This window comes from Kitasatospora sp. NPDC089509, from assembly GCF_044749365.1.
GTDB lineage: Bacteria > Actinomycetota > Actinomycetes > Streptomycetales > Streptomycetaceae > Kitasatospora.
Map to the genome: position 1 here is coordinate 471,500 of NZ_JBIVHS010000006.1, position 23,083 is coordinate 494,582.

The window sequence follows — 23,083 nt, forward strand, 5'->3', positions numbered from 1 at the left end:
GCCGGGGGTCCCTGTCCCGCCCGCCGGGGCCCGCCCCGGCCCGGCCCCCGCCCGGGCGGCCCCCCGGCCCGGCGGGTGGGGGGGGGGCCCCCCCCCCCCGCGGGGGGGGGCCGCCACCCCCGCCCACCCCTGGAGCCCGCCATGCCGCTCACCGCCCCCCTCTTCGCCGCCGTCGACATCGGCGGCACCAAGATCGCCGGGGCGCTGGTCGACCAGGCCGGACGGCTGCGGCACCGCCTCCAGTTGCCCACCCCCGCCGACCAGCCCGCCGCGGCCGTGTCCGCCGTCGTCCACGCGGTGCTGGACCGGCTCGCCGACACCCCCGACTGGGCCGCCGTGACGGCCCTCGGCATCGGCAGCGCCGGCCCGGTCGACCTGGTCGGCGGCACCGTCAGCCCGGTCAACATCCCCGGCTGGCGCGGCTTCCCGCTGGTCGCCGAGGTCGCCGCGCACCCGGCGGTGGCCGCCCGCGCGCTGCCCGTCCGGCTGGCCGGGGACGGCGTCGCGATGGCCGCCGCCGAGCACTGGCAGGGCGCGGCCCGGGGCGCCGCCAACGCGCTCTGCCTGGTGGTGTCCACCGGCGTCGGCGCCGGCCTGGTGCTGGACGGCGCCGTCCGGCCGGGCCCCAGCGGCAACGCCGGGCACCTCGGCCACATCACCGTCGACCTGGACGGCGAGCCCTGCCCGTGCGGCTCCCGCGGCTGCCTGGAGGGCCTGGCCAGCGGCACCGCGATCGCCCGCCGGGCCCTCGCCGACGGCTGGCGCCCGCCCGGCGGGGACCGCACCGCCCGCGCGGTGGCCGCCTCCGCCGCCGCGGGCGACCCGGTCGCGCTGGCCGCCTTCGACCGCTCGGCCCAGGCGCTGGCCGCCGGGATCGCCGCCACGGCCGCCCTGGTCGACCTGGACCGGGTGGTGGTCGGCGGCGGCGTGGCCACCGCCGGGGACGTCCTGTTCTCCCCGCTCGCCCACCACCTGGACCGCTACGCCACCCTGTCCTACCTCCGCGGCCTGGACGTGCGCCGGGCCGAACTCGGCACCGACGCCGGCCTGATCGGCGCGGCCGCACTCTGCCGCTGACCTCCCCCGCCCCGCTGGAGACCCCAGGCATGCCGCCCTACGCCCTGCTCGACAACCCGGTCCGCCACTACCCCTGGGGCTCCCCCACCGCCATCCCCGCCCTCACCGGCACCGCCCCCGACGGCACCCCGCAGGCCGAACTCTGGCTCGGCGCCCACCCCTCGGCGCCGTCCCGGATGGCCGGCCGCCGGCTCGACGACCTGATCGCCGCCGACCCGGACGCCCTGCTCGGGCCGGACACCGTACGGCGGTTCGGCCCGACGCTGCCGTTCCTGTTCAAGGTGCTGGCCGCCGACCGGGCGCTCTCCCTCCAGGTCCACCCGACCCGTGCCCAGGCCGAGGCCGGGTACGCCGAGGAGCAAGCCCGGGGCATCCCGCTGGACGCCCCGGAGCGGGTCTTCAAGGACCGCTCGGCCAAACCCGAACTCCTGGTCGCCCTGGGCGACTTCGAGGCCCTGTGCGGGTTCCGCCCGACCGCCGGCACCGCCCGGTTGCTGGACTCCCTCGGGGTGCTCGCACCCTGGGCCGCCGCCCTGCGCGGGCGGCCCGCCGAGGCGGTGCTGCCCGCGCTGCTCCGGCAGGCCCTGGCCGCCGGGGCCCGCCAAGTCGCCGACGTGGCCGGGGCGTTGCGCCGCGAGGCGGCCACCGGCGGCCGGTACGCCGGAAGCTGCGCCGGCTACGCCCGGCTGGCCGAGGAGCACCCGGGCGACCCCGGGCTGCTCGCCGCACTGCTGCTCAACCACGTCCGGCTCACCGCCGGTCAGGCGCTGTACCTGGACGCCGGGGTGCCGCACGCCTATCTCCGGGGCACCGGCGTGGAGTTGATGGCCAACTCGGACAACGTGCTGCGCTGCGGGCTCACCGACAAGCACGTCGACGTGCCCGGCCTGCTCGCCGTGACGACCTTCCGGGCCGCCGAGCCCGCCGTGCTGTCGGCCCGTCCACTGAACCCCGTCGAGGCCGAATTCCCCACCCCCGCCGAGGAGTTCCGGCTCTCCAGGATCCAGCTGCCGACTGGCGCCGGCCGCATCGAGCTGCCCACTCCGCAGATCCTGCTCTGCGTCGCGGGCCACGCCCGGCTGCGGGCCCCCGGCCACCCCGCCCTCGACCTGCCCCGGGGCGCCGCCGCCTACCTCCCCCCGGGCGCCGGACCGGTCGAACTGACCGGCCCGGGCGCCCGGCTGTTCCGCGCCACCACGGGCGGGTAACGGGCTACGCGTACCGGCCGTCGGGCACCACCTGGCAGCCGTCGGGCAGCGGTCGCTCAGGCGGGCAACGGATGGCCGAACAGCAGGTCGTAGCCGTCCGGCAGCTGCTCCAGGACCCGGTCGACCAACTCCCCGGGCACCAGATCGGCCACGGTGCTGAGCACCGCCCCGATGTCCCACTGCGCGGTCGCCGGCGTCGCCCCGTCGATCCAGCCCACCACCGCCGTCACGAAGCGCTCCGCGGTCAGCGGCTCGCCGGCCGGCCGGGCGTCCCGCAGCAGCGAGGCGTACGTCCCGGGCAGCGCCTCGGCCAGTTCCGTCCGCTCCGCGCCCACCAGGTGCTCGCCCAGCAGGCCGAGCACGACGCGCACGGCGTGGTCGGCCTCCGCCGCACCCCGGTACTCGCCGCGCTCCACGACGCGGGCGAGGAAGTCCTCCCAGGAGATGGTCATCGCGTCCTCCTTCCGGTCGGCGGGATCCGGCCGGGTCCACGGCCGACGATCCGAGCGGACCGAGGGGCCGGGTGGGCCGTCGGTCCGGAGGGCGGGGGTTCGCGGGGCGGGGTCCGTGCGGGCCGCCTCATCGCGCTCCGTGACCGCCGGGGGACGTACCGGTTCCCGTGCTGCTCAGCGTACTGCGGTCCGGGCCGGGCGGTACCCACCGATCCGGGAGAAAGGCTCCGGGCGAAAGGCGGAGTGCGGAAGGCGGAGCGCGGAATGCGGAAGTGACCGGCCGGACGGATCGACGCCGTTGTCGATCACGCCGCCGGCCCGCGCCGTCACCGGCACGGGAATGCGCGGATCAGCCCGCCGAGGCGCGGCACCGTCGGCGCGGGCTGCGCGGCGAGCCCACCCCGCCACCGGCCCGGACCGTCATCCGCTGGACCGCCGCGGACCCCGCCGCGGACGCCTGGGACTGCGTCGAGGCCGCCCGGGCACCGCCACGCGCCGTGTCCGTCGCCGCGCCGCCCACCGGTCCGGCCTTCCGGCCCACCAGGCCCGGTGCGGCCGTCGACACCGACATAAACGCCGACAGAAAGCGCCGCTCGTTCTGGCTGAGTTTGCGCGAACGGCCGGATTCCCGGTCCCGTGCGACCACCACGGTCCGAGCCCGCATAAAGGTGAGCGGTTCCCGGCAGACATTCACCTCGACCTGGGCGGAACTCCGCCCGAGCCGTTCCACCGTCAACCGCACCGACAAAGGCTCGGGGCAGTGGTGCAACTGCTCCAGGTAATCGATCTCGTGCCGGGCGATAATGAATCCGGACGGGAACAGCGATTGCCGGACGGCGGTTGCGTGGTGGCACAACAGGTCGTAAATCCCCTCCTGGATGTAGCCGACCAGTCGGGCGTTGTTGATGTGCCCGTTCTCGTCGACGTCGCTCCACCGGGTGGGGCAGGACAGCACGTGCACTCCCGGGTGCAGCGCGCTCACTGCTGCGTCAGCCCGGCGCCGGCCCCGGTGGGCAGCAGCGCCCGCTGCAGCCTGGCGTAGTAGCCGGAGTGCTCGGCCGCCATCCGGGCCGCCGTCCAGCCCTCCTCGGCGGCCTCGGCGGCGGCCTGGACGACCAGGCTGTCGAGCACCAGGTCGACCGACCGGCAGAGTTCGGCGACCGCCGCGAGCCGTTCGGTGACGTCCGCGGTGCCGGCCGCATTTCGGGCCGGAAAGGCCGCCAAGGAGTCGACCGCGAGCTGCAGATCGTCGATGGCGTCCGACCGGCTTTCCTCCGGGGAATTCTGCATTCTTTTCTCCAGGAGCGATGAGGGCCATTACGGCCCGGTAGCTGACGTTCGAATACACCTGATCGGTGTCGATCCCCCGACGGCTTCGACGCTATCCCAGTCGGCGCGGGTCCGCAGAAGGTTTTCGGACCACGACGGGAAACTGACTTCCATTGGAGTAGTTTGCCGGGGTACACAATATGCCCCATCAGCCGAACGCCGTCGGCAGAACGGGTGGTATCGCCGACCCGCCGACCAAGATCGACTACCCTCCGTCACGAATCTGCTAACGGATACCCCCGCAGCACGGCTCGGCCGAACGACGCCGGGCCCGTCGCCCCGGGAGGCGACGGGCCCGGCGTCCGCCCGGAGCCGAAGCCCCGGGCAGCCAGTGCCCCGGCGCTGTCGACGCCCCAACGGTCTCAACGCACCAGCGGTGTCAACGCACCAGCGGTGTCAGTGCCGCCCGGAGACCAGGTCGGCGACCCGGGCGATCGGCGAGGTGGTGGCCCGCCCGGCCGTCTCCTGCCGGTCGGCGGCGTGGTAGGCGGCGTACATCGCCTGCACCCCCAGCCAGCGCAGCGGTTCCGGCTCCCAGCGCCGCACCGTGTGGCCCACCCAGGGCAGCCCGGTCAGCTCGGTGTCCCGCCCGAGCACCAGGTCGCACAGGGTGCGGCCGGCCAGGTTCGCGGTGGTCACCCCGCTGCCGACGTACCCGCCGGCCCAGCCGAGCCCGCTGTGCCGGTCCAACTCGACCGTCGCGCACCAGTCCCGGGGCACGCCCAGCACGCCCGCCCAGGCGTGGTCGATCCGGGCCCGGGCGGCGGCCGGGAAGAACCGGTCCAGGATCCGGCGCAGTTGGCGCACGGTCTCCACCTGGGTGCTGCCGTCCGAGTCGGTCCGGGAGCCGAAGCGGTACGGCACGCCCCGGCCGCCGAGGGCGATCCGGTCGTCGGCGGTGCGCTGGGCGTACATGTAGGCGTGCGCGAAGTCCCCCAGCACCTCGCGGCCCTGCCAGTTGGCCCCGGCCCAGAACTCGGCGGGCAGCGGCTCGGTGGCGACCATCGCGGAGTTCATCGGCAGCCAGGTGCGCCGTTCCCCGCGCAGCCCGGCGGTGAACCCCTCGGTGGCGCGCAGCACGTGCTCGGCGGTCACGGTGCCGTACGGGGTGACGGCGCGGGGGCGGCGGTGCCGGGTGCCGGGCAGAACGGCGGCCACCGGCGTGCCCTCGTGCACCGCGACGCCCATCCGGCCCACCACCTCGGCCAACCCCCGTACCAGCTTGGCCGGTTGGATCCGCGCCCCGTAAGGCGACCAGGCGCCGCCGAGCGTCCCGGCGACGTCGACCCGGGCCGCGGCCTCCTGTGCGGTGAGCTCCTCCACCCGGCCGTCCCCGTAGCCGCGCTCGGCCGCCACGTACGCCTTCAGCCGCTCCAACTGGGGCCTGCTCCGGGCCACTTCGAGCACTCCGCCACGGACGACGTCGGCGTCGATCCGCTCGGCGGCCGCCGTCCCGACGACCTCGCCGACCGCCTCGTCCATCAGCCGCTGCATCGCCGCGGCGCGGCCGTGCCCGTACCGCCTGGCGAAGGCGCCGCGCCCCGCGAAGCCGTTGTACAGCCAGCCGCCGTTGCGCCCGGACGCGCCGTAGCCGCAGAACCGGCGCTCCAGCAGGGCGATCCGCAGCGAGGGGTCCGCCTTCTTCAGGTAGTAGGCCGTCCACAGGCCGGTGTACCCGCCCCCGACGATGCACACGTCGACATCGGCGTCCCCCGCCAGCGCGGGCCCGGGCCGCGGCACCCCGCCCGCCGCGTACCAGAACGACACCTCGCCGTTGACCGCTGCCACCGAAACCTCCCACACCGTCGCCGACCTGCCCGGACGCTACTCCGGGCGGATCACCGCGGGACACCTCCACACTGCCAGGTTCCCGGTGCGGGACCAGCCACCCTGTCAGCCCTCCGGCACGGGCCACGGGCCGACGGGTCACGGGCCGACGGACCGGTCCTACCGCAGTTCCGCAGCCGCCGCCCGGAGTTCGTCGAACGCGGCGAGGGTGAGGTCCGCCAGCTCGCCGGGGTCCTCGTCGCGGGCCGGGTCCGTCCAGCGGCCGTACCCGATCCTGAAGGCGAGCACGCCGAGTTCGGCCGCCACCCGGGCGGCGGCCTCGGTGACGCCCCGTCGTTCCAGCGCCTCGACCACGACCGCGGCCAGGCCGGCGTTCTTCATCGCCGCGCGGCTGCGCAGCTCCTCGTTCGCCTCGATCGCGGCGTGCAGCAGCGGGCCGAGCGAGCGGTTGAAGGCCGTCATCCCGCCCGAGGCGCGGGCCAGGCCGGCCGCGACGGCCGCCATCGGTGTCGCGTCCGCGGGGGCGGCTCCGATGCCCTCGTCCAGCAGCCGGCTCAGGGCCTGCTGGCCGGCGCCGAGGATCTCGCGCTTGTCCGAGAAGTGCCGGAAGAAGGTGCTGCGGGTGAGCTCCGCGCGTTCGGCGATCTGGGCGACGGTCGTCTCGTCGTAGCCCTGCTCGGCGAACAGGCCCAGCGCCGCCACGACCAGGCGCTGTCGGGCATCGGGCTTCCATCTCGGCATGTCGACATCCTAACGCGATGCGACACATGTCGCATCGCGGGCTACGGTGACGGGACACCAGTCGCATCACGGAGTACAGTGATGGGACACCAGTCGCATCACGTCTTGGAGTTCGTCATGCGCGTCTTCATCACCGGCGGAACGGGCCTGATCGGCTCGACCGTCCTCGCCGAACTGCTCTCCGCCGGCCACACGGTCACCGCCCTCGCCCGCTCCGACGCCTCCGCCGCCCTCGCGGCGGCCGCCGGCGCCGAGGTGCTGCGCGGCGGCCTCGCCGACCTCCCGGTCCTGCGCACCGGCGCCGAACAGGCGGACGGCGTCATCCACCTCGCCTTCAGCAACGACTTCAGCTCGCCCGAGGCCCTGGCCCACGGCATCGCCGAGGAGGGCGCCGCACTCGCGGCCCTGGGCGAGGCCCTGATCGGCACGGACCGACCACTGGTCACCGCCTCGGGCACCCCGTACGCACCGGGACGCGCCGCCACCGAGGACGACCCGCTGCCGACCGAGGGCCCGGTCGCCGGCCGCAGCCGCTCCGTGACCCGGGTGCTCGACCTCGCCGCCCAGGGCGTGCGCAGCTCGGCGGTACGGCTGCCGCGCACCGTCCACAACGAGGGCCGGGGCGGGTTCGCCGGGCTGCTCACCGAGCTCGCCCGGCGCACCGGCGTGGCCGGCTACCCCGGGGACGGCACCCAGCGCTGGCCGGCCGTCCACGCGCGGGACGCCGCCGTGCTGTTCCGGCTGGCCCTGGAGCGGGCCCCGGCCGGCACCGCCTGGCACGCGGTGGCGGACGAGGGCGACGCGGTGCGCGACATCGTCACGGTGATCGGCCGCCGGCTGGGCCTCCCGGTCGCGTCGGTGCCGCCGGAGAACTTCGGCGCCATCGGCCCGGTCTTCGCGGCCGACCAGCCCGCCTCCAGCGCCCGCACCCGGGCCGAACTCGGCTGGCGGCCGACCCACCCGAGCCTGCTGGCGGACCTGGAGAAGCTGGCACCCGCCGAGGCCTGACGGGCCGCAGTACTCACCGCCCTCAGCTCCCCTCCCCGGGAGACTCAGCCCGGGAGCCGCACCGGAGTGACCACCGAGGGCGGTGAGCACTGCGCGGACGTCCGGCAGACGGTCAGCGGCCGGGGGTTGAGACCGTCGAGGACCTGGACCGACCACAGGACCGGGTAGCTGCCCCCGCAGATGCCGCAGGTCGGGGGCGGCGGCGCGGTGAAGCCCTCGGGCGGCGGACCGAACCCCGGCGCCGCTGCCGGTGCGACTGCCGGTGCGGCGGGCATCGGCGGGAGGGTCGGCCGCGGCGGCACCGTGGGCGACGGTGGCACCGCCGCCGGGCGCGGCGGTGCCACCGGAGGCGGGGGTATCGAAGGCGGCGGAATCGAGGGCGGGGGTATCGAAGGCGGGGGTGTCGAAGGCGGCGGTGTCGAGGGCGCAGCCGGCGGCGCGACCCCCCAGACATCGACCCCCCAGACCGCGACCCCCGCGACCAGCCCCTCGAACTCGTACCCGCACTCCCCGCAGCGGAGCAGCGCCCCCTCCGTCCGCATGTCCCCGCAGCCCGGGCAGAAGGTCACCGGCTGTTCGTCGGCCGAGGTGCTCTCGCAGCGCGAGCAGATGAACTCCGGGTCGCTCTTCCCCTGTTGGAGGAACGCCCCGACGATCTGGAACGGGTGGATCTCACCGTCCTTGCTGTGCGCCGCGCGCACCACCGACGAGATCATCTTCAGTCGGCGCTTCCGTTCCCGCAGCCGCTTGAGGTCCAGGTTGACCACCTTGGTCTGCCGGCAGTCCCGGCAGGTGCACAGGGTCCGGACGGGCAGCCGGGAGCGGATCCCGAACTGCCGGTACAGGAACTCGAAGGCCGCCCGCCGCTCCTCACCGACCGGTATCTCCACCAGGCCCAGCCCGACGGCCGCCAGCCGTCCCTCCACCTCGGCCGCCAACCCCGCGACCTCGGCGCCGAGTTGCTCCGGCACGCCGTCCGGTCGGCGGCCCATCATCACCGGGATCGCCAGCAGCGCGGCGACGGCGGTCCGGTCCAGCGTGACGACGCCCTCCCGGGAGCGGAAGACCACGCCCTCGACGCCGCCCCACAGCGACGGCCCGGTCGCCCGGGGACCGCCGGAGAGCCGCTCGTTGACCATCGCCGTCACCCCGCCGACCACCCGCTGCCCGGCCTGGTGGTGCCGGGCCAGGGTCTCCGACTGGGCCCCGGCGGCCCACCAGCGGGGCTGCGGGAAGCCCGCCGCGGCGGCGGGGTCGAGGCCGGTCAGGGCCTGGTCGAGGGCGAACAGCGCGCCCTGGTACGCCGACACGTACGGCGACTGCACGCCCAGCGCGACCACCGAGACGGCCCGGTCGGTCAGGTGCACGAACAGCGTGGTGTGCTCGGCCCCACCGGGGTCGGCGGCGATCTGGAGCCGTACCGCGAGCGGGACTTCGTCGGGCAGCAGCAGCGCGGCCCGGACGACCGAGCCGCGCCGGGCCTCCACCACGGTGGCCTGCTCGGAGGTGACCTGGAAGCCGAGCGAGCGCAGCGCCTCCACGGCGGCGATCCGAACGCGTGCGGCGTCGGCGCGGACGCGGCGCTCGGCGTCCAGGGTGATCGAGGCCAAGACTCCTCCGTAGGACGGGAAGCAGCGGAGCGAAGGACGGGTCCGTGGTACCGGCAGGAGGACGGGACGCCCAGGGACCGCTCAGGGACCGCTCCGGGACCGCCCCGGGACGGTCCGGGAGTCTAACCGCGAACGCCGGCCCCCGCATGACCGTGCATCAGCATCGACGTCAGCCCGCCGGCACCGCCCCCACCAACTCCGCCACCGCGTCCGCGCACCCCCAGCTCAGCGTCACCCCCGCCCCGCCGTGCCCGTAGTCGTGCACGATCCGCAGCCCGTCCGCGCCCTCCTCCGCCTCCAGCCGCACCCCGCCCCGGCGGTCCGGCCGCAGCCCCACCGGGCAGCCGATGATCTCGGCCCCGCGCAGCTCCGGGACGTGCGCCGCGCAGCGGGCGAGGATGGCCTCCGCGGTCGCCCGGTCGCCGCCGAGGTCCCACACGTCCGCCTCGAAGGTGCCGCCGAGCACCACGTCCGTGCTGCGCGGGTGGACGTAGGTGTAGCCGGCCGGTTCGTCCTGGATCCGCAGCGAGGCCCGCAGACCGGGGTTGCGCACCAGCACGAGCTGTCCGCGCACCGGCCGCAGCGCCTCGTCCCCGCAGAGCTGCCGGGCGCCCAGCCCACCGGCGTTGACCACCACGGGTGCCCAGGCCCGGGCCTGCCGGAGGGTGTCGAGCCGGCGGTGGACGACCTCGCCCCCGGCGTCCAGGAAGCGGCCGAGCAGCCAGGGCAGGTAGCGCGGCATCTCGACCGTCGGGGCGGTGAACCGCCAGCCGTCCGTGTACGCCGGGGCCAGCTCGGCCGGCTGCAGCCGGTGCAGGTCCGGGACCCCGGCGCCCCACCAGGGCGCCTCGTCCGGCTGCCGTCGCAGCGCGGGCATCCAGGTGTCGCGCAGGACGACCCCGGGCACGCCGGCCCGGGCCTGCCGGGCGAGTTCGGCGTAGGTGGCCGCGGACCAGGCCGCGACCCGCTCGCCCGACTCGACCCCGACCGGGTACCAGACGGCGGCCGCCACGGCCGAGACCGTGGACAGCAGTCCGTCCGCCGTCACCACCACGACCCGCAGCCCGCGTTCCTGCAGCCGCACGGCGGCGGTGAGCCCGATGACCCCGCTGCCGACCACCACGACGTCCATGCCGATCCCCCTCCCGGTCGGCCACCGACCCGCCGTCGGCGACCGGGTTCCAGGAAAGCGGGACGGCCCGCCGGGCGTCCAAGACCAGTTCCACCACCCGGCGATAAGCCCGCCTTATCACCGCTGGAAACCGGCCCCTGGCGACTGCTGCCGCCCGTGCCACCGGCCTACCATCGACCGGTGGACCTTCACCGCATGCGCTACTTCTCCGTCCTGGCCGAGGAGTTGAACTTCACCCGGGCCGCCCGCCGACTGCGGGTGGCGCAGCCGGCGCTGAGCCAGCAGATCAAGGCGCTGGAGCGGCAGCTCGGCGTCCAGCTGGTCGAACGCACCAGCCGGGGCTGCACCCTGACCCCGATCGGCGGCGCGGTCGCCGCGGAGGCCCGGGAGCTGCTGCGGCTGGTGGCCGAGGCGGACCGGCGGATCACGGCGGTGGCCCGGGGGCAGCAGGGCAGCCTGCGGGTGGCGTACACCCGCTCCGCCCGGGGCGGGGTGTCGGACACCCTGATGACCGAGTTCCGCAGCCGCTACCCGCAGGTGGACGTCGCCCTGCAGACCGGCTGGACGGCCCATAACGTCGGCGAACTGCTCGCCGGGCGACTGGACGCGGCCTTCGTCCGCCCGCCGCTGGACGTCCCCGAACTGGCCTGCCGGATCATCGCCGAGGAGGAACTGCTGCTGGCCGTGCCCAGCGGCCACCCGCTGGCCCGCGGCCGCGGCAGGCTCGCCCCGGACGGCTTCCGCGACGAGCCGGTGGTGCTGTGGCCGCGCGCCAACGGCCCCGGGATGCACGCGTCGATCACCGGACAGCTGTGGCCCGACCGGCCGCCCCGGATCGTCCGGGAGGAGCCGGACGACGAGCAGTTGCTGCTGGCGGTGGCGGCGGGCCACGGCATCGCGCCGATCCCGGAGGGCCGGGCGCGGGTCTTCCGGATCCCCGGTGTGAGCCTGCGCCGCCTGGCCCGCCCGGTGCCGACGGTCACCCTGGGGCTCGCCCACCACCCGCGGACGGCCTCCCCGGCGGTCCAACTCCTGCTCGCCATGGCACCGTTGCCACCCGGCCCCGCCCCGGCGGCGGGAACCGACCGCCGTACCGACCGACATACCGGCTGACCTACCGACCGACGCACCGATACGGCCGAAGGGGCGACGAGGCGTGACCGCGCCGGCCCGGCGGAAGTTGACCGGCCGTCACCCCCGTCTGCCCCGGAGGTCCGCCCCCATGCGCACCGCACTCGCCGCCCTGCTCCTCGCCGCCGCCCTGGCCCCGGCCGTCGCCGTCGCCCCCTCGGCCGCCGCGACGCAGAACTCCGCGACGCCGCGGGCGGTGAACCAGGGCTACAGCATCCCGGTCGGCGGCGTCACCGACCTCGGCGCCCTGCCCGTCCTCGGCAGCCTCGGACTGGACTTCGCCCACCTGCTCGGCCAGTGACGGTCGCACCACTCACGCCGCCCACGCCGCACCGCTCACACCGGTCACGCCGCGCCGCCGACGGCCGGGAGCGGGCGGGCACGGCTTGCCGAAGATCGCGGACCGCCGCCACCCGCCCGGGTTAGGCTCGACCCGCGCGGCGCGCCGCCGCGCCGCCGACCGAGGGGGGAACACGTGATCGGGGACCTGCTGCCGGACGTCGTGGTGACCGAGGTGGCCTACGACGACCCGCCCGAGGCGCGGTTGGAGCCCGCCGAGGAGGCCGCGATCGCCCGGGCCGTGGACAAGCGCCGCCGCGAGTTCACCACCGTCCGGCACTGCGCCCGCACCGCGCTGACCCGCCTCGGCGTCCCGTACGCCCCGCTCGTCCCCGGCCTGCGCGGCGCGCCGAGCTGGCCGGACGGCGTGGTCGGCAGCCTCACCCACTGCGACGGCTTCCGCGCGGCCGCCGTCACCCGGGCCGGCACCCTGGCCTCGGTCGGCATCGACGCCGAGCCCGCGCTGCCGCTCCCGGAGGGCGTGCGGGAGTCGATCGCCCTGCCGGTCGAGCGGCAGCGGCTGGCGAAGCTCGCCGCCGAGCACCCGGACACCCCGTGGGACCGCATCCTGTTCAGCGCCAAGGAGTCGGTCTACAAGACCTGGTTCCCGCTGACGCAGCTGTGGCTGGACTTCCACGAGGCCGAGCTGGACCTCGTCCCCGACGGCACCTTCACCGCCCGGCTGCTGGTGCCCGGCCCGGTGGTGGCCGGCCGCCGGCTCGACGGCTTCCAGGGCCGCTGGGCGGTGCGCGACGGGCTGCTCGCCACCGCGATCGCCGTCCGGCCGTAGGGCCCGTCCGCGCCGCCGGAGGCTCCGGAACCGCGGCCGTCGATCACCGGACCGTCACCGCCCGTCGCCCGTCCGTTCGCCGTCCGGGCATATCCTCGACCGCGTGACGGTGACCTATGTGATCGACGGCGGGAAGATCGGCGACCTGGAGGACTTCTGGGACGCGGTCGGGAAGGCGCTCGGCGCCGACGGCTACTTCGGCCGCAACCTGGACGCCTTCGCCGACTGCCTGGGCGGCTGCTACGGCACGCCCGAGGACGGCGACTACGTCATCGAGTGGCGCGACCACGAGGCCTCCCGGCGCGCGCTCGGCTACCCGGAGACGGTCCGCCAGCTGGAGCGCCGGCTCGCCCGGGTGCACCCCACCAACCGCGCGCAGGTCGCGGCCGAGCTGGCCGCCGCCCGGGCGGGCCGGGGCCCGACGGTCTTCGACTGGCTGGTCGACGTCATCGAGGAGCGCCACCCGGGCGGCCTCCGGCTGGCCTGACCGGCCCGGCGTTCAGAGCAGGTCGGAGAGCCGGACGAACCGCCGCCCGGCCGCCAGCAGCCCCGGCAGCGCCGCCGTCACCCCGGCGGCGGTGCCGCGGCCCGGCTGGTTCATGTGCCCGATGACGATCGCCCCCGGCGGCGCCGAGGCCACCTCCTGCCGCACCTCGCCGGCCGGGAGCGTCGCCCCGCCGTCCGCGTTCACGGTGAACCCGGCGATCCGTTCGCCCAGGTCGGCGACCACCCGGGTGGCGACGTCGTCGTAGTACGCGGTGCCGGAGCGGAAGAACCGCGGCGGCCGCCCGAGCAGCTCGGTCAGCTTGTGGGCGTTGCCCGCCACCTCGTCGTACACCTCGCCGACCCCGCCCGTTCCGGCGATCCCCTCCGCCGAACGGCCGGTCACGGAGAGCGGACGGTGGACGGTGCCGTGGTTGCCGATCTCGAACAGCGGGTCGGCGGCGAGCTGCTCGAAGGTCTGCGGGTTGGCGTCGATCCAGCGGGCGTTCAGGAACAGCGTGGCGGGGACGTCGTGCGCGCGCAGGAAGTCGATCAGCTCGGCGTCGTAGCGGCTCCCGCCGGGGCCCCCGCAGGCGTCGAAGGTGAGCGCCGTCGCCTGCTCGCCCTCCGGCAGCGCGGTGACCACCCCGGGGAGGTCCAGGCCCCACGCGGTCGGCGTCACACCCCCGTAGCGCTGGACCAACTCCGCCCGGCCCGGCTCCCGGGCCGCCGCGGGCGTGGCGGTCCCCGCAGCGGACGGCGTGGCGGACGGCGTGGCAGACGGTGTGGCAGACGGCGCAACGGAGGCCGTGCCGGACGCCGTCCCCGCCGCGGAGGCCACCGGCGGGTCGGCCGCGCCGCCCCCCGCCGGGCCCCGCCCCCGTCCGCACCCCGCCAGCGCGCCCCCGGTCACCACCGCCGCCAACAGCGTCCGCCGACTCAGCGTCACACCAGCCTCCCGACCGACCCGTTGCCATATGTCATACCAACCGCCTACATGACTATGAACCGACCATTCGTCACTCCCCGCAACTCGCCCGGACCGCCACCCCGACCGCATCCGGACCACCGGCCGGACCGCGTCCGCTCCCCGCCCGGGCCCCTTTCACCGACCCGCCCCACCCCGGTGGGCCCCGCCTCACCCCCGGTTCACCCCCCGGGGTAGGCCACCCTGTGGACCCGCCCACCCCAGCCCGGAGGCCCCGATGCCCGCCGACCCCACCCCGCCCCCGAACCCCGCCGAGCAACCCCACCCCACCGAGCAGGCCGACCCCGCCGGGCAACCCCGCCCCGCCCGCCGCGACCTGCTCCGCACCGGCCTCGCCACCGGCGCCGCCACCGCCCTCGGCCTGGCCGCCACCAGCGGCTCCGCCACGGCCGCCCCGAACCCGCAGCCCGCCCCGACCGGCGCCGACCGCACCCTCACCCTCACCGGCCACCTCCCCACCGGCGCCCCCGACTTCGTCTACCTCCCGGTCGAAGTCCCGGACGGCGTCCGGGAGATCGCCGTCTCCTACGGCTACGACAAGCCGCAGGTACCGGCCGGCACCCCCGGCAACTCCTGCGACATCGGCATCTTCGACGAGCGCGGCACCGACCTCGGCGGGGACGGCTTCCGCGGCTGGTCCGGCGGCTTCCGCACCGAGTTCGCCGTCGCCCGCGACACCGCCACCCCCGGCTACCTCCCCGGCCCGATCAACCCGGGCACCTGGCACGTCGTGCTGGGCCCGTACCAGGTCGCCCCGCAGGGCCTGGACTACCGCGTCCAGGTCACCCTGCGCTTCGGCGAGCCCGGGCCCGAGTTCACCCCGCACTACCCGCCGGACCGCGCCCGCGGCCGCGGCCGGGCCTGGTACCGGGGCGACTGCCACCTGCACACCGTGTACTCCGACGGCCGCCGACTGCCCGAGGAGGTGGCCGCCGGAGCCCGCGCGGCCGGCCTGGACTTCATCGTCTCGACCGACCACAACACCAGTTCCTCACACGCCGTCTGGGGCCCGCTGGCCGGCCCCGACCTGCTGATCGTCCCGGGCGAGGAGATCACCACCCGCAACGGCCACTGGCTCGCCATCGGCCTGGAGCCCGGCCAGTTCGTCGACTGGCGCTACCGCTCCCGGGACGAGGAGTACCCGCGCTTCGTCCGCCAGGTCCACCGCTCCGGCGGCCTGGTGGTGCCCGCGCACCCGTACTGCCCGTACATCGCCTGCCAGTGGAAGTTCGGGTACGAGCAGGCCGACGCCGTCGAGGTGTGGAACGGCCCCTGGACGTACGACGACGAGTCGGCCGTCGACACCTGGGACGCCCAGCTCGCCGTGGCCCTGCGGGAGGGCCGCTCCTGGCTGCCCGCGATGGGCAACAGCGACGCCCACAGCGCGCCCCAGGTCATCGGCCTGCCCCACAACGTCGTGCTCGCCGAGGACCTCACCCGGGACGCCGTCCTGGACGGGCTGCGCGCCGGGCACAGCTGGCTGGCCGAGTCCGCCGCCGTCACGCTCGACCTCACCGCCACCGGGAACGGCCGTCAGGCGGGCATCGGCGAGGAGCTGACCGTCCCGGCCGACGCCCCGGTGGACGTCCGACTCGCCGTCTCCGGGGTGCCCGGCGGCACCGTCCGGCTGCTCACCGACGAGGGCCAGCTGCACCAGGAGTCGCTGCCCGCCGACGGCTCCGGCACGGTGGTCTGGCGCACCACCGCCTCGCTCGCCGCCTACGTCCGCGCCGAGGTCCGCCACCCGAGGGCGGACGGCACTCCGGGCAAGGGCAACACCATGGGCGGGGACCTCCCCTGGGGCCCGATGGCGGCGCTCACCAACCCGATCGTGCTGCGCGCCGAGGAGCGCTGAGCCCGCCCGGCGACCCGCCCACGGGCCGGGAGGGGGACGACTCGGGGCACCCGTTTGGACTAGGTTGATCCCCGAAACGCATCAGTCGTAGGGACGAGGCGGTCGGCTGTCCGCATCCGGGCCGACCGGCTCCTTCGCACTCCCACCGCCCCGCCCCGGCTGCCCGTCCATGTCCGTCCCGACCCGTCCCCGGCCCGCGAAGGGATCAGCAGCTGTGAACCGTACGACCGTAGGTGGGCCGGAGCTCGGGGCCGGCCGGGGCGCCGGGGGCGTCCTCGTCCTCGTCGACCCCGCCGGGGCCTCCGGGACCTCCGGGACCTCCGACGACCGAACGGGCGGCAGCCCGGTCGCGGAGCTGCTCGCCCAGGAGCTGCACCCCAGCGTCCACCTGCGGACGGACGACTTCCTCCAGGTCATCCGCAACGGCCGGCTGTCCCCTCAGGCCCCCGGGGCCGACCGGCAGCAGGTCACCGCGCTGGCGGCCGCCGCCCAGGCCGCCTTCGCCTACGCCACCGGCGGCTACCAGGTCGTGGTCGAGTGCGCCGAGGCCCCCGCCACCCTGGACACCTTCCGCCGGGAGAGCCGCACCACCGGCGCCGCCCTCCACTACGTGATCCTCACCACCGCGACGCCCGGCACCCCGCACGAGCTCGACACCGGCGCCCTCACCCCGGACACCGCCGCCAAGTCCGTCCTCGCCGCCCTCACCGCCCGCACCCACCTCCTCGGCTGGTAGCCCCCCCCCCGGGGGCTGGGGCGGCTACGCCCCCACCACCCCGTCGATGGCCTCGCGCAGGAAGTCGGCGTGCCCGTTGTGCCGGGCGTACTCGTGGATCAGGTGCAGCATCACCAGGCGCAGCGACACGTCGGCGTCCCAGCGCGGCTGGTGGCCGGTGACGTCGAGCGAGGGCGCGGCGAGCTCGATCCGGCGGGAGTGCTCGACCTCGGCCTGCCAGGCGGCGAAGGCCTCGGCCCGGGTGGCCCCGCCCGTCTCGTAGGCGACCTGGTAGTCGCCGTCCGCGGACCAGACCAGCGGGACGTCCTCACCGTCGATCACCCGGCGGAACCAGGTGCGCTCCACCTCGGCCATGTGCCGCACCAGGCCGAGCAGGCTCAGCGTGGACGGCGGGCTGGAGCGCTGCCGCAGCTGCTCGTCGGTGAGGCCCTCGCACTTCATCGCGAGGGTCGCCCGGTGGTAGTCCAGGAAGCCGCGCAGCATCTCGCGCTCGCCGCCGGTCAGCGACGGTACGGGTCGGGTGTCGGCGCTCATGGGTCGTCGCTCCTCTTGATCGGATCCCGATCCGATCTCGACCGGATCCCGGCGGACTGTAGCGAACGGACGACCCGGCCGGACAGCGCGTTTCCGACCCCCGGCGCACCACTTGACCAATACCTTGCCTATCCTTGATCATTCCTTGACCGAATTCGCACACACCTGGCCGCCCATGCCCGACGCCCCGCCCGCCCCGCGCCACCGCGTCCGCCCGCTCACCGCTGCGGGCGCCGTCGCCGCACTGATGACCGCCTCCGTCGCCGGCGGCTACTGGCTGCGGAGTGCCGACGACGGGCTCGACTACGTCAACGACTACGTCGGCCACCCCCCGCTGCGCGTGGTCGGCTACCCCTCCACCGGCACCCTGGAGCTCACCCAGCGGATCGTCTGGCGCCTCGCCGACGGATCCTCGGGCGCCCTGGCCGGACTCGCCACCTCCGACGGCTCCGCCCGCGAGGCCCTGGCCACCGCCGGCAACTGGGTCGCCGCCTTCGGCGCGGGCGCCCGGGGCGCAGTGACCGCCGACTTCTACGACGAGGGCTCGGTGCGCCAGACCGTGGTCCTCTACTTCCACGACACCGGCCTGCGCAAGCAGTTGACGCTGCGCCTCGACGGCCCCGCGGGCGCCGACGGCTGGAAGGTCCTGCTGCGCGAACCCGATCCCGAGAAGGCCGCCGCGCCGCCCACCTGGGCCCCCGCGACCCCCGGCGGCCGCAACTCCTCCGCGGGCTGACCCCACGGGCTCACCCCACGGGCCGACTCCGCGGGCCGAAACGACGCCGGGTCAACACCGAACCCGACCCGTCACGTACCGTGTTCGGACCGCCACGGGTTTGGGTACGTACCCCCGCGCGCCCGATCGCCGGGCGGCTACCGAGCAGGAGACCCGACGACCCATGGACCACAACCACATCCCCCCGACAGTACGCCGGACGTACGGCACCGACGACCTGTCCAAGGCCGCCAGTTTCGCCGGCGGATTCATCAACTTCGGTGACTGGCACGGCATCGACCTGACGGCCCCGTCCCCCGACGACCGGGTGCACAGCCAGGAACAGCTCTACCGCCGGGTGCTGCGCGCCTACCCCGAGCCGCGCGAGCAGCTGCGACTGGCCGAGGTCGGCTGCGGGCGCGGACTCGGCGCGGCCCTGGCCCTACGGGAGTTCCGCTTCGCCGCCGTCACCGGCGTGGACATCCACCCCGACCAGATCGAACGCGCCCGCGCCGTCAACGCCCGTGCCCTGGCCACCTATCCGGACCGGCTCGGCTACACCATCGGCTCGGCCGGCCAACTCCCCTTCGCCGACGCCTCCCTGGACGGCGTGTACTCCGTCGAGGCCGCCCAGCACTTCCGCGAACTCACCAGCTTCGCCCGGGAGTCCGCCCGGGTCCTGCGCCCCGGCGGCCGTCTGGTGGTCACCAGCTTCTTCGCCACCCCCGGCGCCGAGATCACCGAGCGGCTCAAGATCCTGCTCGCCAGCTTCGCCGACGGCCTCGACATCGCCCACCCCCTGGACGGATTCACCACCGACCTCGGCACCGCCGGCTTCGCCGAGGTCACCACCGAGTCCATCGGCCCCGACGTCTGGCCGGGCCTCGACCGCTACCTCACCGACGCCGTCCCCGCCGACCACTGGACCCGTAACTTCCTTCCCGCCTGGCGCCACGGCCTCCTCGACTACCACCTCGTCACCGCCGTCCGCGCCTGAACCCGGCCCGCCGACCGACCACGCCGAGCGGGGCACCCCACACCGGACAGCACACCAGGTGCCCCCGCTCCTCGGCCCCCTCGCCCCCAGCCTCCGAGCCCGCTCAGCCGACGGCCACCGTCGCCGCCGGAGCCCCCGCGACGCCCGCGACGCCCGAGGCCTCCGAGGCCCCCGCCGCGGCCTCCAGCGCCGCGAGCCGCCGCAGGCTCGCCCGGCGCTGCACCGCCGCCAGGCCGGTGCAGGCCGCGCCGAGCCCCAGCCAGCCGATCGGTCCGGCCACCATCACCACGCCGGTCAGCAGCACCGGCCCCACCGACTTCTGCACCGACTGGGACATCCCCGCGACCCCCAGGTAGGAGGCCTGGGCGCGCGGCGGCGCGAGCGCGACGGCCAGCTCCCAGGAGCTCACCGAGCGCATCAGCTCCGCGAGCGTGACCAGCGCCGCCGCGGCCAGCAGCGCCAGCGAGGCGGTCAGCGGCCCGCCGCCGGTGGAGAGCGCGATCAGCAGGCAGCTGGCGAGCAGGATCACCCCGTACCAGCCGACCGCCCTGGTCGCCCCGCCGGGGCGTTCGGCCCAGGCGGAGACGCGCAGTTGCAGCACCACCACCAGTGCGGTGTTGAGGGTCAGGAAGACCGGGACGACGGCGTGCGGCGCACCGGTGTGGTGGATCAGCCAGAGCGGCAGGCCGACGTTGAGGACCGAGTCGTCCAGGCACATCGGCAGGTCCAGCAGCACGAACAGCAGGTAGCCGCGGTCGCGCCAGGGGCTCGGCGCCGCAGCGGCGGCCTCCCGGCCCGCCGGGTCCGCCGGCCCGGACACCGCCTCGGCCACCAGCCCCCGCCCGGCCGGCTCCTCGGTGCGCCGGATCAGCACGGCGGCGAGCAGGTAGGAGAGCGCGTTGGCCACGATCAGGGCCCGGTAGGCGGTCGTGCTCCCCACCGCCAGGCCGAGCGCCGCGAAGCCGGTGCCGACCGCGTACCCGCCGTTGGCGACGCTGCGGAACAGCGCCTGGTAGGTGGCCCGCCGCTCGCCCGCGACCCGAGTGGCGAACAGCATCTCCAGGGTCTTGGCGCCGCGCTCGGCCAGGCAGGTCAGGGCCACCGCCACCAGCAGCGCGGCGAAGTGGTCGACGACCAGCAGCAGCACCATGGTGGCGACCCGCAGCAGGTGGCAGCCGACCAGCAGCCCGCGCACCGAGAGCCGTTCGGCCGCCCGGCCGGCCAGCGGCGAGCCGATGATCCCGGCCACCGCGCCGACCCCGAGCAGCAGTCCGAGCCGCCCGGCGTCCATGCCGCACACATAGGTGAAGTAGAGCACCGAGGCCGCCGCCCACACCCCGGTGCCGGTCCGGTCCACGCCCTGCGCGAACAGCATGATCCGGGCGTCCCGCCCGCCCGGGGGCCGCCGCAGCTGCGCCCAGAGTCCGTTCCCCCGCATGGCAGGCCCCCGTTTCACGTCCACTGTCAATCTCGACATCAAGATACTTCACATCGAGAGATCCCGGAACCCCCGTTCCGGACGTCACCGCAGCCCGGAGCCCCTCGACGCCCGACGGCCGGTGCGCCACACTCTCCCCAGCAGCACCCGCGCTCCCAACGCACCGGCACCGACGAACCGAACCACCGCCCAACGGAGAGCCACACGGTGACCACACGCCAACTGCTGGAGATCGCGTTCTCGTCCGGCCGGTCCGGGACCGGACCGGCCACCTGGGGCCAACAGGCCATCTGGGATGCCGTCCGCCGACTGCCCCCGGCCGACGTGCCGCGCTACACCATCGCCACCGGCGCCGCACTGGACCCGGGCCTGCCGCTGCCCGTCCTGCTCGACGCCCTGGCCGCACTGCTGCACCTGCACGACTCGCTGCACACCCGACTGCTCCCCCAGCCCGATCAGCGGCTGCACCAAGTCGTCGACCCGGAAGGCACATTGACCGTCGAGCTGGAGCGGCTGCCGGACGGCGCCGACCCGGCCGAGGCCGGCGCCCGGCTGCACCGGGAGCTCGCCGAGCGACCCTTCGACACCGCCGTCCAGTGGCCGATCCGGGTCGGCGCGGTGACGGTCGACGGACTGGTCCGGTACCTCAGCCTGGCGCTCTCCCACACGGCCGTGGACGGCACCGGGATGAACCGCCTGGTCGCAGACCTGTCCGCGCTCAGCCTCGGCACCTCCCCCGACGACCTCGCCAAGCTCCGCAAACCCGCCCAACAGCCGCTGGAGGAGGCCGAGTTCCAGCAGTCCGAGCGCGGCCGGCGCCGCGACGAGGCCGCCCGCAAGCAGTTCCTGCGCAAGCTCCGCCTCGCCCCGCCCCGCCTCTTCCCGCAGCCCGACCCGGCCACGACGTCCGACCCGGCCGCGCAGCCCGAGCCCTTCCCCAACGCCGTGCTGCGCTCGCCCGCCCTCCCCCGCGCGGTCGAACGGGTCGCCGCCGCCCACCGGGTGAGCACCTCCTCCGTCCTACTCGCGGCCACCGCCGCGATGACCGCCCGACTGGCCGGCCGCACCGAGGCCGTGCTCGGCGTCGTGGTCAACAACCGCTTCCTGCCCGGGCTGACGGACGCGGTGAGCGTGGTCGCCGGCGACGGACTCTTCCATCTCCCGGACGCCACCGCCGAGTTCGGCGACGTGGTGCGCCGTACCCACGCCGCCGCGATCGGCACCTACCGGCACGCCTACTTCGACAAGCTCGCCCTGGCCGCCGAGACCGACCGGCTCACCGCCGAGGGCCTGCCGCTGGCCGACCGCTCCTGCGTCTTCAACGACACCCGCGACCTGCTCCCGGCCGCTCCCGCGCCGGACGAGCAGGGCACCACCCTCAGCTGGCCGGTCGAGTTCGAGCCGCGCCCCGGCCTGACCTACGCCCTGGACGCCCTGCAGTCCCCGGAGGCGCTGAGCCTCGCCATGACCGCCGACCCGGCCGTGCTCCCGCGCCCCGAGATGGCCCGATTCCTGTACGGCATCGAGGAGTTGATCATCACCGAAGCCGCCCGGGACGCCCACGCCGGTTGAACCTGACACCGGTGTCAACTTCTACCGTACTGGCATGACCACCACCACCGAATCCCTGCTCAGCCCGTACCGCCTCGGCGGGCTCGACCTGCCCAACCGCATCGTCATGGCCCCGATGACCCGCTACCGGGCCGCCGAGGACGGTACGCCGCTGCCCGTCGTCGCCGACTACTACGCCCAGCGCGCGAGCGCCGGACTGATCGTCACCGAGGGCATCTGGCCCAGCCGGGCCGGCCAGTCCGGCTGGCGGCTGCCCGGCCTGGAGACGCCCGCGCACGTGGCCGGCTGGCGTGCCGTGACCGAGGCCGTGCACGCGGCCGGCGGGCGGATCGTCGCCCAGCTGATGCACGGCGGCCGCCAGGGCCACCCGCTGAACCGGCTGCTCGGCGACGTCCCGGCCGGCCCCTCCGCCGTCCCGGCCCCGGGCCCGGTGCACGTCCGGGACGGCGGCAAGGCCGAGGCCGTCACCCCGCGCGCCCTGACCAGGGAGGAGATCCACCGGACGATCGCCGACCACGTGACCGCCGCCCGCAACGCGCTGGCCGCCGGCTTCGACGCCGTGGAACTGCACGGCGCCAACTCCTACCTGATCCACCAGTTCCTGGCCGACAACACCAACCTGCGCACCGACGAGTACGGCCCGGGCACCCTCGCCGACCGGCTCCGCTTCCCGGTCGAACTGGTCACCGCCGTCGCCGAGGAGGTCGGCCCGCACCGCCTCGGCCTGCGCCTCTCCCCCGGCAACCCGCAGTTCGGCATGCACGAGGCCGACCCGGCCCCGGTCTACCGGGCACTGCTGGCCGAACTGGACGGCCTCGGCCTGGCCTACCTCCACCTCACCGACAACGACGACTACCCGGCCCTGGCCGACCTGCGCCCCCGCTGGTCCGGCCCGCTGATCGCCAACGTCGGCGAGAACCGCGCCGCCACCGACCGCGCCCGCGGCGAGGCGGTCCTCGCCAGCGGCCTCGCCGACCTGGTCTCCTACGGCCGCACCTTCATCGCCAACCCCGACCTGCCGGAACGATTCGCCACCGGCGCCCCGCTCACCCCCGTTGACGAGACCCACCTCTACGGCCAGCAGGCCGCCGGCTACACCGACTACCCGAAGCTCTCTCCCACCCTCCGAGAAAACGGACTTGACCCCGAGTCCTAGCCTG

At 75.5% G+C, this 23,083-nt stretch carries 23 protein-coding genes; 13 read left to right on the top strand and 10 right to left on the bottom strand.

Going from position 1 to position 23,083, the window contains the following annotated elements; translation table 11 throughout:
* Positions 1-141: 141 nt before the first annotated feature.
* A complete protein-coding gene (locus tag ACIP4P_RS16575) occupies positions 142-1,077 on the top strand; it encodes an ROK family protein (RefSeq protein ID WP_400918760.1) in 936 nt (311 codons plus the stop codon).
* Between the two features lie 29 nt (positions 1,078-1,106).
* The gene (manA, locus tag ACIP4P_RS16580) at positions 1,107-2,285 is read left to right on the top strand and encodes a mannose-6-phosphate isomerase, class I (RefSeq protein ID WP_400918763.1); all 1,179 of its coding nucleotides are present in this window, start codon (positions 1,107-1,109) and stop codon (positions 2,283-2,285) included.
* Between the two features lie 56 nt (positions 2,286-2,341).
* On the opposite strand, the gene ACIP4P_RS16585 is transcribed toward manA, so the two are convergent.
* The 5 genes from ACIP4P_RS16585 to ACIP4P_RS16605 form a co-directional block, all read right to left on the bottom strand.
* Positions 2,342-2,737, bottom strand: a complete 396-nt coding sequence (locus tag ACIP4P_RS16585) for a DUF2267 domain-containing protein (RefSeq protein ID WP_400918766.1) — start codon at positions 2,735-2,737, stop codon at positions 2,342-2,344.
* Between the two features lie 349 nt (positions 2,738-3,086).
* Positions 3,087-3,719, bottom strand: coding sequence for an acyl-CoA thioesterase (locus tag ACIP4P_RS16590; RefSeq protein ID WP_400918768.1), 633 nt, complete (start codon positions 3,717-3,719; stop codon positions 3,087-3,089).
* Positions 3,716-4,027, bottom strand: a complete 312-nt coding sequence (locus tag ACIP4P_RS16595) for a hypothetical protein (RefSeq protein ID WP_350518869.1) — start codon at positions 4,025-4,027, stop codon at positions 3,716-3,718. Before ACIP4P_RS16595 ends, ACIP4P_RS16590 begins: the two co-directional genes overlap by 4 nt.
* Positions 4,028-4,462: 435 nt before the next feature.
* Positions 4,463-5,854: an NAD(P)/FAD-dependent oxidoreductase gene (locus tag ACIP4P_RS16600; protein WP_400918772.1), complete on the bottom strand. Its 1,392-nt coding sequence runs from the start codon at positions 5,852-5,854 to the stop codon at positions 4,463-4,465.
* 159 nt (positions 5,855-6,013) lie between these two features.
* Positions 6,014-6,595: a TetR/AcrR family transcriptional regulator gene (locus ACIP4P_RS16605; protein WP_400918775.1), complete on the bottom strand. Its 582-nt coding sequence runs from the start codon at positions 6,593-6,595 to the stop codon at positions 6,014-6,016.
* 117 nt (positions 6,596-6,712) lie between these two features.
* Between ACIP4P_RS16605 and ACIP4P_RS16610 the strand changes: the two genes are divergently transcribed.
* Entirely contained in the window at positions 6,713-7,603 is an 891-nt protein-coding gene (locus ACIP4P_RS16610; RefSeq protein ID WP_400918778.1) for an NAD-dependent epimerase/dehydratase family protein, read from the top strand.
* A gap of 44 nt (positions 7,604-7,647) precedes the next feature.
* Here ACIP4P_RS16610 and ACIP4P_RS16615 read toward each other — a convergent pair whose 3' ends face one another.
* Positions 7,648-9,213 (bottom strand): hypothetical protein, encoded by a 1,566-nt coding sequence (locus ACIP4P_RS16615; RefSeq protein ID WP_400918781.1) that lies wholly within the window; start codon positions 9,211-9,213, stop codon positions 7,648-7,650.
* A gap of 169 nt (positions 9,214-9,382) precedes the next feature.
* Positions 9,383-10,345, bottom strand: a complete 963-nt coding sequence (locus ACIP4P_RS16620) for an FAD-dependent oxidoreductase (protein WP_400918784.1) — start codon at positions 10,343-10,345, stop codon at positions 9,383-9,385.
* Positions 10,346-10,525: 180 nt separating this feature from the next.
* Between ACIP4P_RS16620 and ACIP4P_RS16625 the strand changes: the two genes are divergently transcribed.
* The 4 genes from ACIP4P_RS16625 to ACIP4P_RS16640 all read left to right on the top strand — a co-directional run bounded on the left by ACIP4P_RS16625 (position 10,526) and on the right by ACIP4P_RS16640 (position 13,092).
* Positions 10,526-11,458, top strand: a complete 933-nt coding sequence (locus tag ACIP4P_RS16625; protein WP_400918787.1) for a LysR family transcriptional regulator — start codon at positions 10,526-10,528, stop codon at positions 11,456-11,458.
* A gap of 109 nt (positions 11,459-11,567) precedes the next feature.
* A complete protein-coding gene (locus ACIP4P_RS16630; protein ID WP_350518497.1) occupies positions 11,568-11,777 on the top strand; it encodes a hypothetical protein in 210 nt (69 codons plus the stop codon).
* 174 nt (positions 11,778-11,951) lie between these two features.
* Complete coding sequence (locus ACIP4P_RS16635; RefSeq protein ID WP_400918790.1) at positions 11,952-12,605, top strand: 4'-phosphopantetheinyl transferase; 654 nt, start codon at positions 11,952-11,954, stop codon at positions 12,603-12,605.
* A gap of 103 nt (positions 12,606-12,708) precedes the next feature.
* Positions 12,709-13,092 carry a barstar family protein gene (locus tag ACIP4P_RS16640; protein WP_400918793.1) on the top strand — a complete coding sequence of 128 codons (384 nt, stop codon included), beginning with the start codon at positions 12,709-12,711 and terminating at the stop codon, positions 13,090-13,092.
* Between the two features lie 12 nt (positions 13,093-13,104).
* Here the strand turns inward: ACIP4P_RS16640 and ACIP4P_RS16645 are convergent, their stop codons facing one another.
* Positions 13,105-13,770, bottom strand: coding sequence for a polysaccharide deacetylase family protein (locus tag ACIP4P_RS16645; RefSeq protein ID WP_400918796.1), 666 nt, complete (start codon positions 13,768-13,770; stop codon positions 13,105-13,107).
* A gap of 523 nt (positions 13,771-14,293) precedes the next feature.
* On the opposite strand from ACIP4P_RS16645, the gene ACIP4P_RS16650 reads away from it, so the two are divergent.
* Both ACIP4P_RS16650 and ACIP4P_RS16655 read left to right on the top strand, forming a co-directional pair.
* Positions 14,294-15,931, top strand: coding sequence for a CehA/McbA family metallohydrolase (locus ACIP4P_RS16650; RefSeq protein ID WP_400918799.1), 1,638 nt, complete (start codon positions 14,294-14,296; stop codon positions 15,929-15,931).
* Between the two features lie 214 nt (positions 15,932-16,145).
* Positions 16,146-16,667, top strand: a complete 522-nt coding sequence (locus ACIP4P_RS16655; RefSeq protein WP_400918802.1) for a hypothetical protein — start codon at positions 16,146-16,148, stop codon at positions 16,665-16,667.
* A 24-nt stretch (positions 16,668-16,691) separates the two neighbouring features.
* On the opposite strand, the gene ACIP4P_RS16660 is transcribed toward ACIP4P_RS16655, so the two are convergent.
* Positions 16,692-17,201: a DinB family protein gene (locus ACIP4P_RS16660; protein WP_400918805.1), complete on the bottom strand. Its 510-nt coding sequence runs from the start codon at positions 17,199-17,201 to the stop codon at positions 16,692-16,694.
* Positions 17,202-17,346: 145 nt separating this feature from the next.
* Here ACIP4P_RS16660 and ACIP4P_RS16665 point away from each other — a divergent pair, with 145 nt between their 5' ends.
* Positions 17,347-17,937 carry a hypothetical protein gene (locus ACIP4P_RS16665; RefSeq protein ID WP_400918808.1) on the top strand — a complete coding sequence of 197 codons (591 nt, stop codon included), beginning with the start codon at positions 17,347-17,349 and terminating at the stop codon, positions 17,935-17,937.
* Positions 17,938-18,100: 163 nt separating this feature from the next.
* Positions 18,101-18,913, top strand: coding sequence for a class I SAM-dependent methyltransferase (locus tag ACIP4P_RS16670; RefSeq protein WP_400918811.1), 813 nt, complete (start codon positions 18,101-18,103; stop codon positions 18,911-18,913).
* 103 nt (positions 18,914-19,016) lie between these two features.
* Here ACIP4P_RS16670 and ACIP4P_RS16675 read toward each other — a convergent pair whose 3' ends face one another.
* Positions 19,017-20,351: an MFS transporter gene (locus tag ACIP4P_RS16675; protein ID WP_400918814.1), complete on the bottom strand. Its 1,335-nt coding sequence runs from the start codon at positions 20,349-20,351 to the stop codon at positions 19,017-19,019.
* A gap of 207 nt (positions 20,352-20,558) precedes the next feature.
* On the opposite strand from ACIP4P_RS16675, the gene ACIP4P_RS16680 reads away from it, so the two are divergent.
* Together ACIP4P_RS16680 and ACIP4P_RS16685 are read left to right on the top strand one after the other, a co-directional pair.
* On the top strand, positions 20,559-21,923 hold the full coding sequence (locus tag ACIP4P_RS16680) for a condensation domain-containing protein (RefSeq protein WP_400918817.1): 1,365 nt from the start codon (positions 20,559-20,561) through the stop codon (positions 21,921-21,923).
* Between the two features lie 34 nt (positions 21,924-21,957).
* Positions 21,958-23,079, top strand: coding sequence for an alkene reductase (locus tag ACIP4P_RS16685; protein ID WP_400918820.1), 1,122 nt, complete (start codon positions 21,958-21,960; stop codon positions 23,077-23,079).
* Positions 23,080-23,083 lie beyond the last annotated feature (4 nt).

Bases quoted from the DNA above. Each gene is read 5' to 3' on its own strand.
- ACIP4P_RS16575 (WP_400918760.1), top strand. From the start codon at position 142: ATGCCGCTCACCGCCCCCCTCTTCGCCGCCGTCGACATCGGCGGCACC.
- manA (WP_400918763.1), top strand. From the start codon at position 1,107: ATGCCGCCCTACGCCCTGCTCGACAACCCGGTCCGCCACTACCCCTGG.
- ACIP4P_RS16585 (WP_400918766.1), bottom strand. From the start codon at position 2,737: ATGACCATCTCCTGGGAGGACTTCCTCGCCCGCGTCGTGGAGCGCGGC.
- ACIP4P_RS16595 (WP_350518869.1), bottom strand. From the start codon at position 4,027: ATGCAGAATTCCCCGGAGGAAAGCCGGTCGGACGCCATCGACGATCTG.
- ACIP4P_RS16605 (WP_400918775.1), bottom strand. From the start codon at position 6,595: ATGCCGAGATGGAAGCCCGATGCCCGACAGCGCCTGGTCGTGGCGGCG.
- ACIP4P_RS16610 (WP_400918778.1), top strand. From the start codon at position 6,713: ATGCGCGTCTTCATCACCGGCGGAACGGGCCTGATCGGCTCGACCGTC.
- ACIP4P_RS16620 (WP_400918784.1), bottom strand. From the start codon at position 10,345: ATGGACGTCGTGGTGGTCGGCAGCGGGGTCATCGGGCTCACCGCCGCC.
- ACIP4P_RS16630 (WP_350518497.1), top strand. From the start codon at position 11,568: ATGCGCACCGCACTCGCCGCCCTGCTCCTCGCCGCCGCCCTGGCCCCG.
- ACIP4P_RS16650 (WP_400918799.1), top strand. From the start codon at position 14,294: ATGCCCGCCGACCCCACCCCGCCCCCGAACCCCGCCGAGCAACCCCAC.
- ACIP4P_RS16660 (WP_400918805.1), bottom strand. From the start codon at position 17,201: ATGAGCGCCGACACCCGACCCGTACCGTCGCTGACCGGCGGCGAGCGC.
- ACIP4P_RS16670 (WP_400918811.1), top strand. From the start codon at position 18,101: ATGGACCACAACCACATCCCCCCGACAGTACGCCGGACGTACGGCACC.
- ACIP4P_RS16675 (WP_400918814.1), bottom strand. From the start codon at position 20,351: ATGCGGGGGAACGGACTCTGGGCGCAGCTGCGGCGGCCCCCGGGCGGG.
- ACIP4P_RS16685 (WP_400918820.1), top strand. From the start codon at position 21,958: ATGACCACCACCACCGAATCCCTGCTCAGCCCGTACCGCCTCGGCGGG.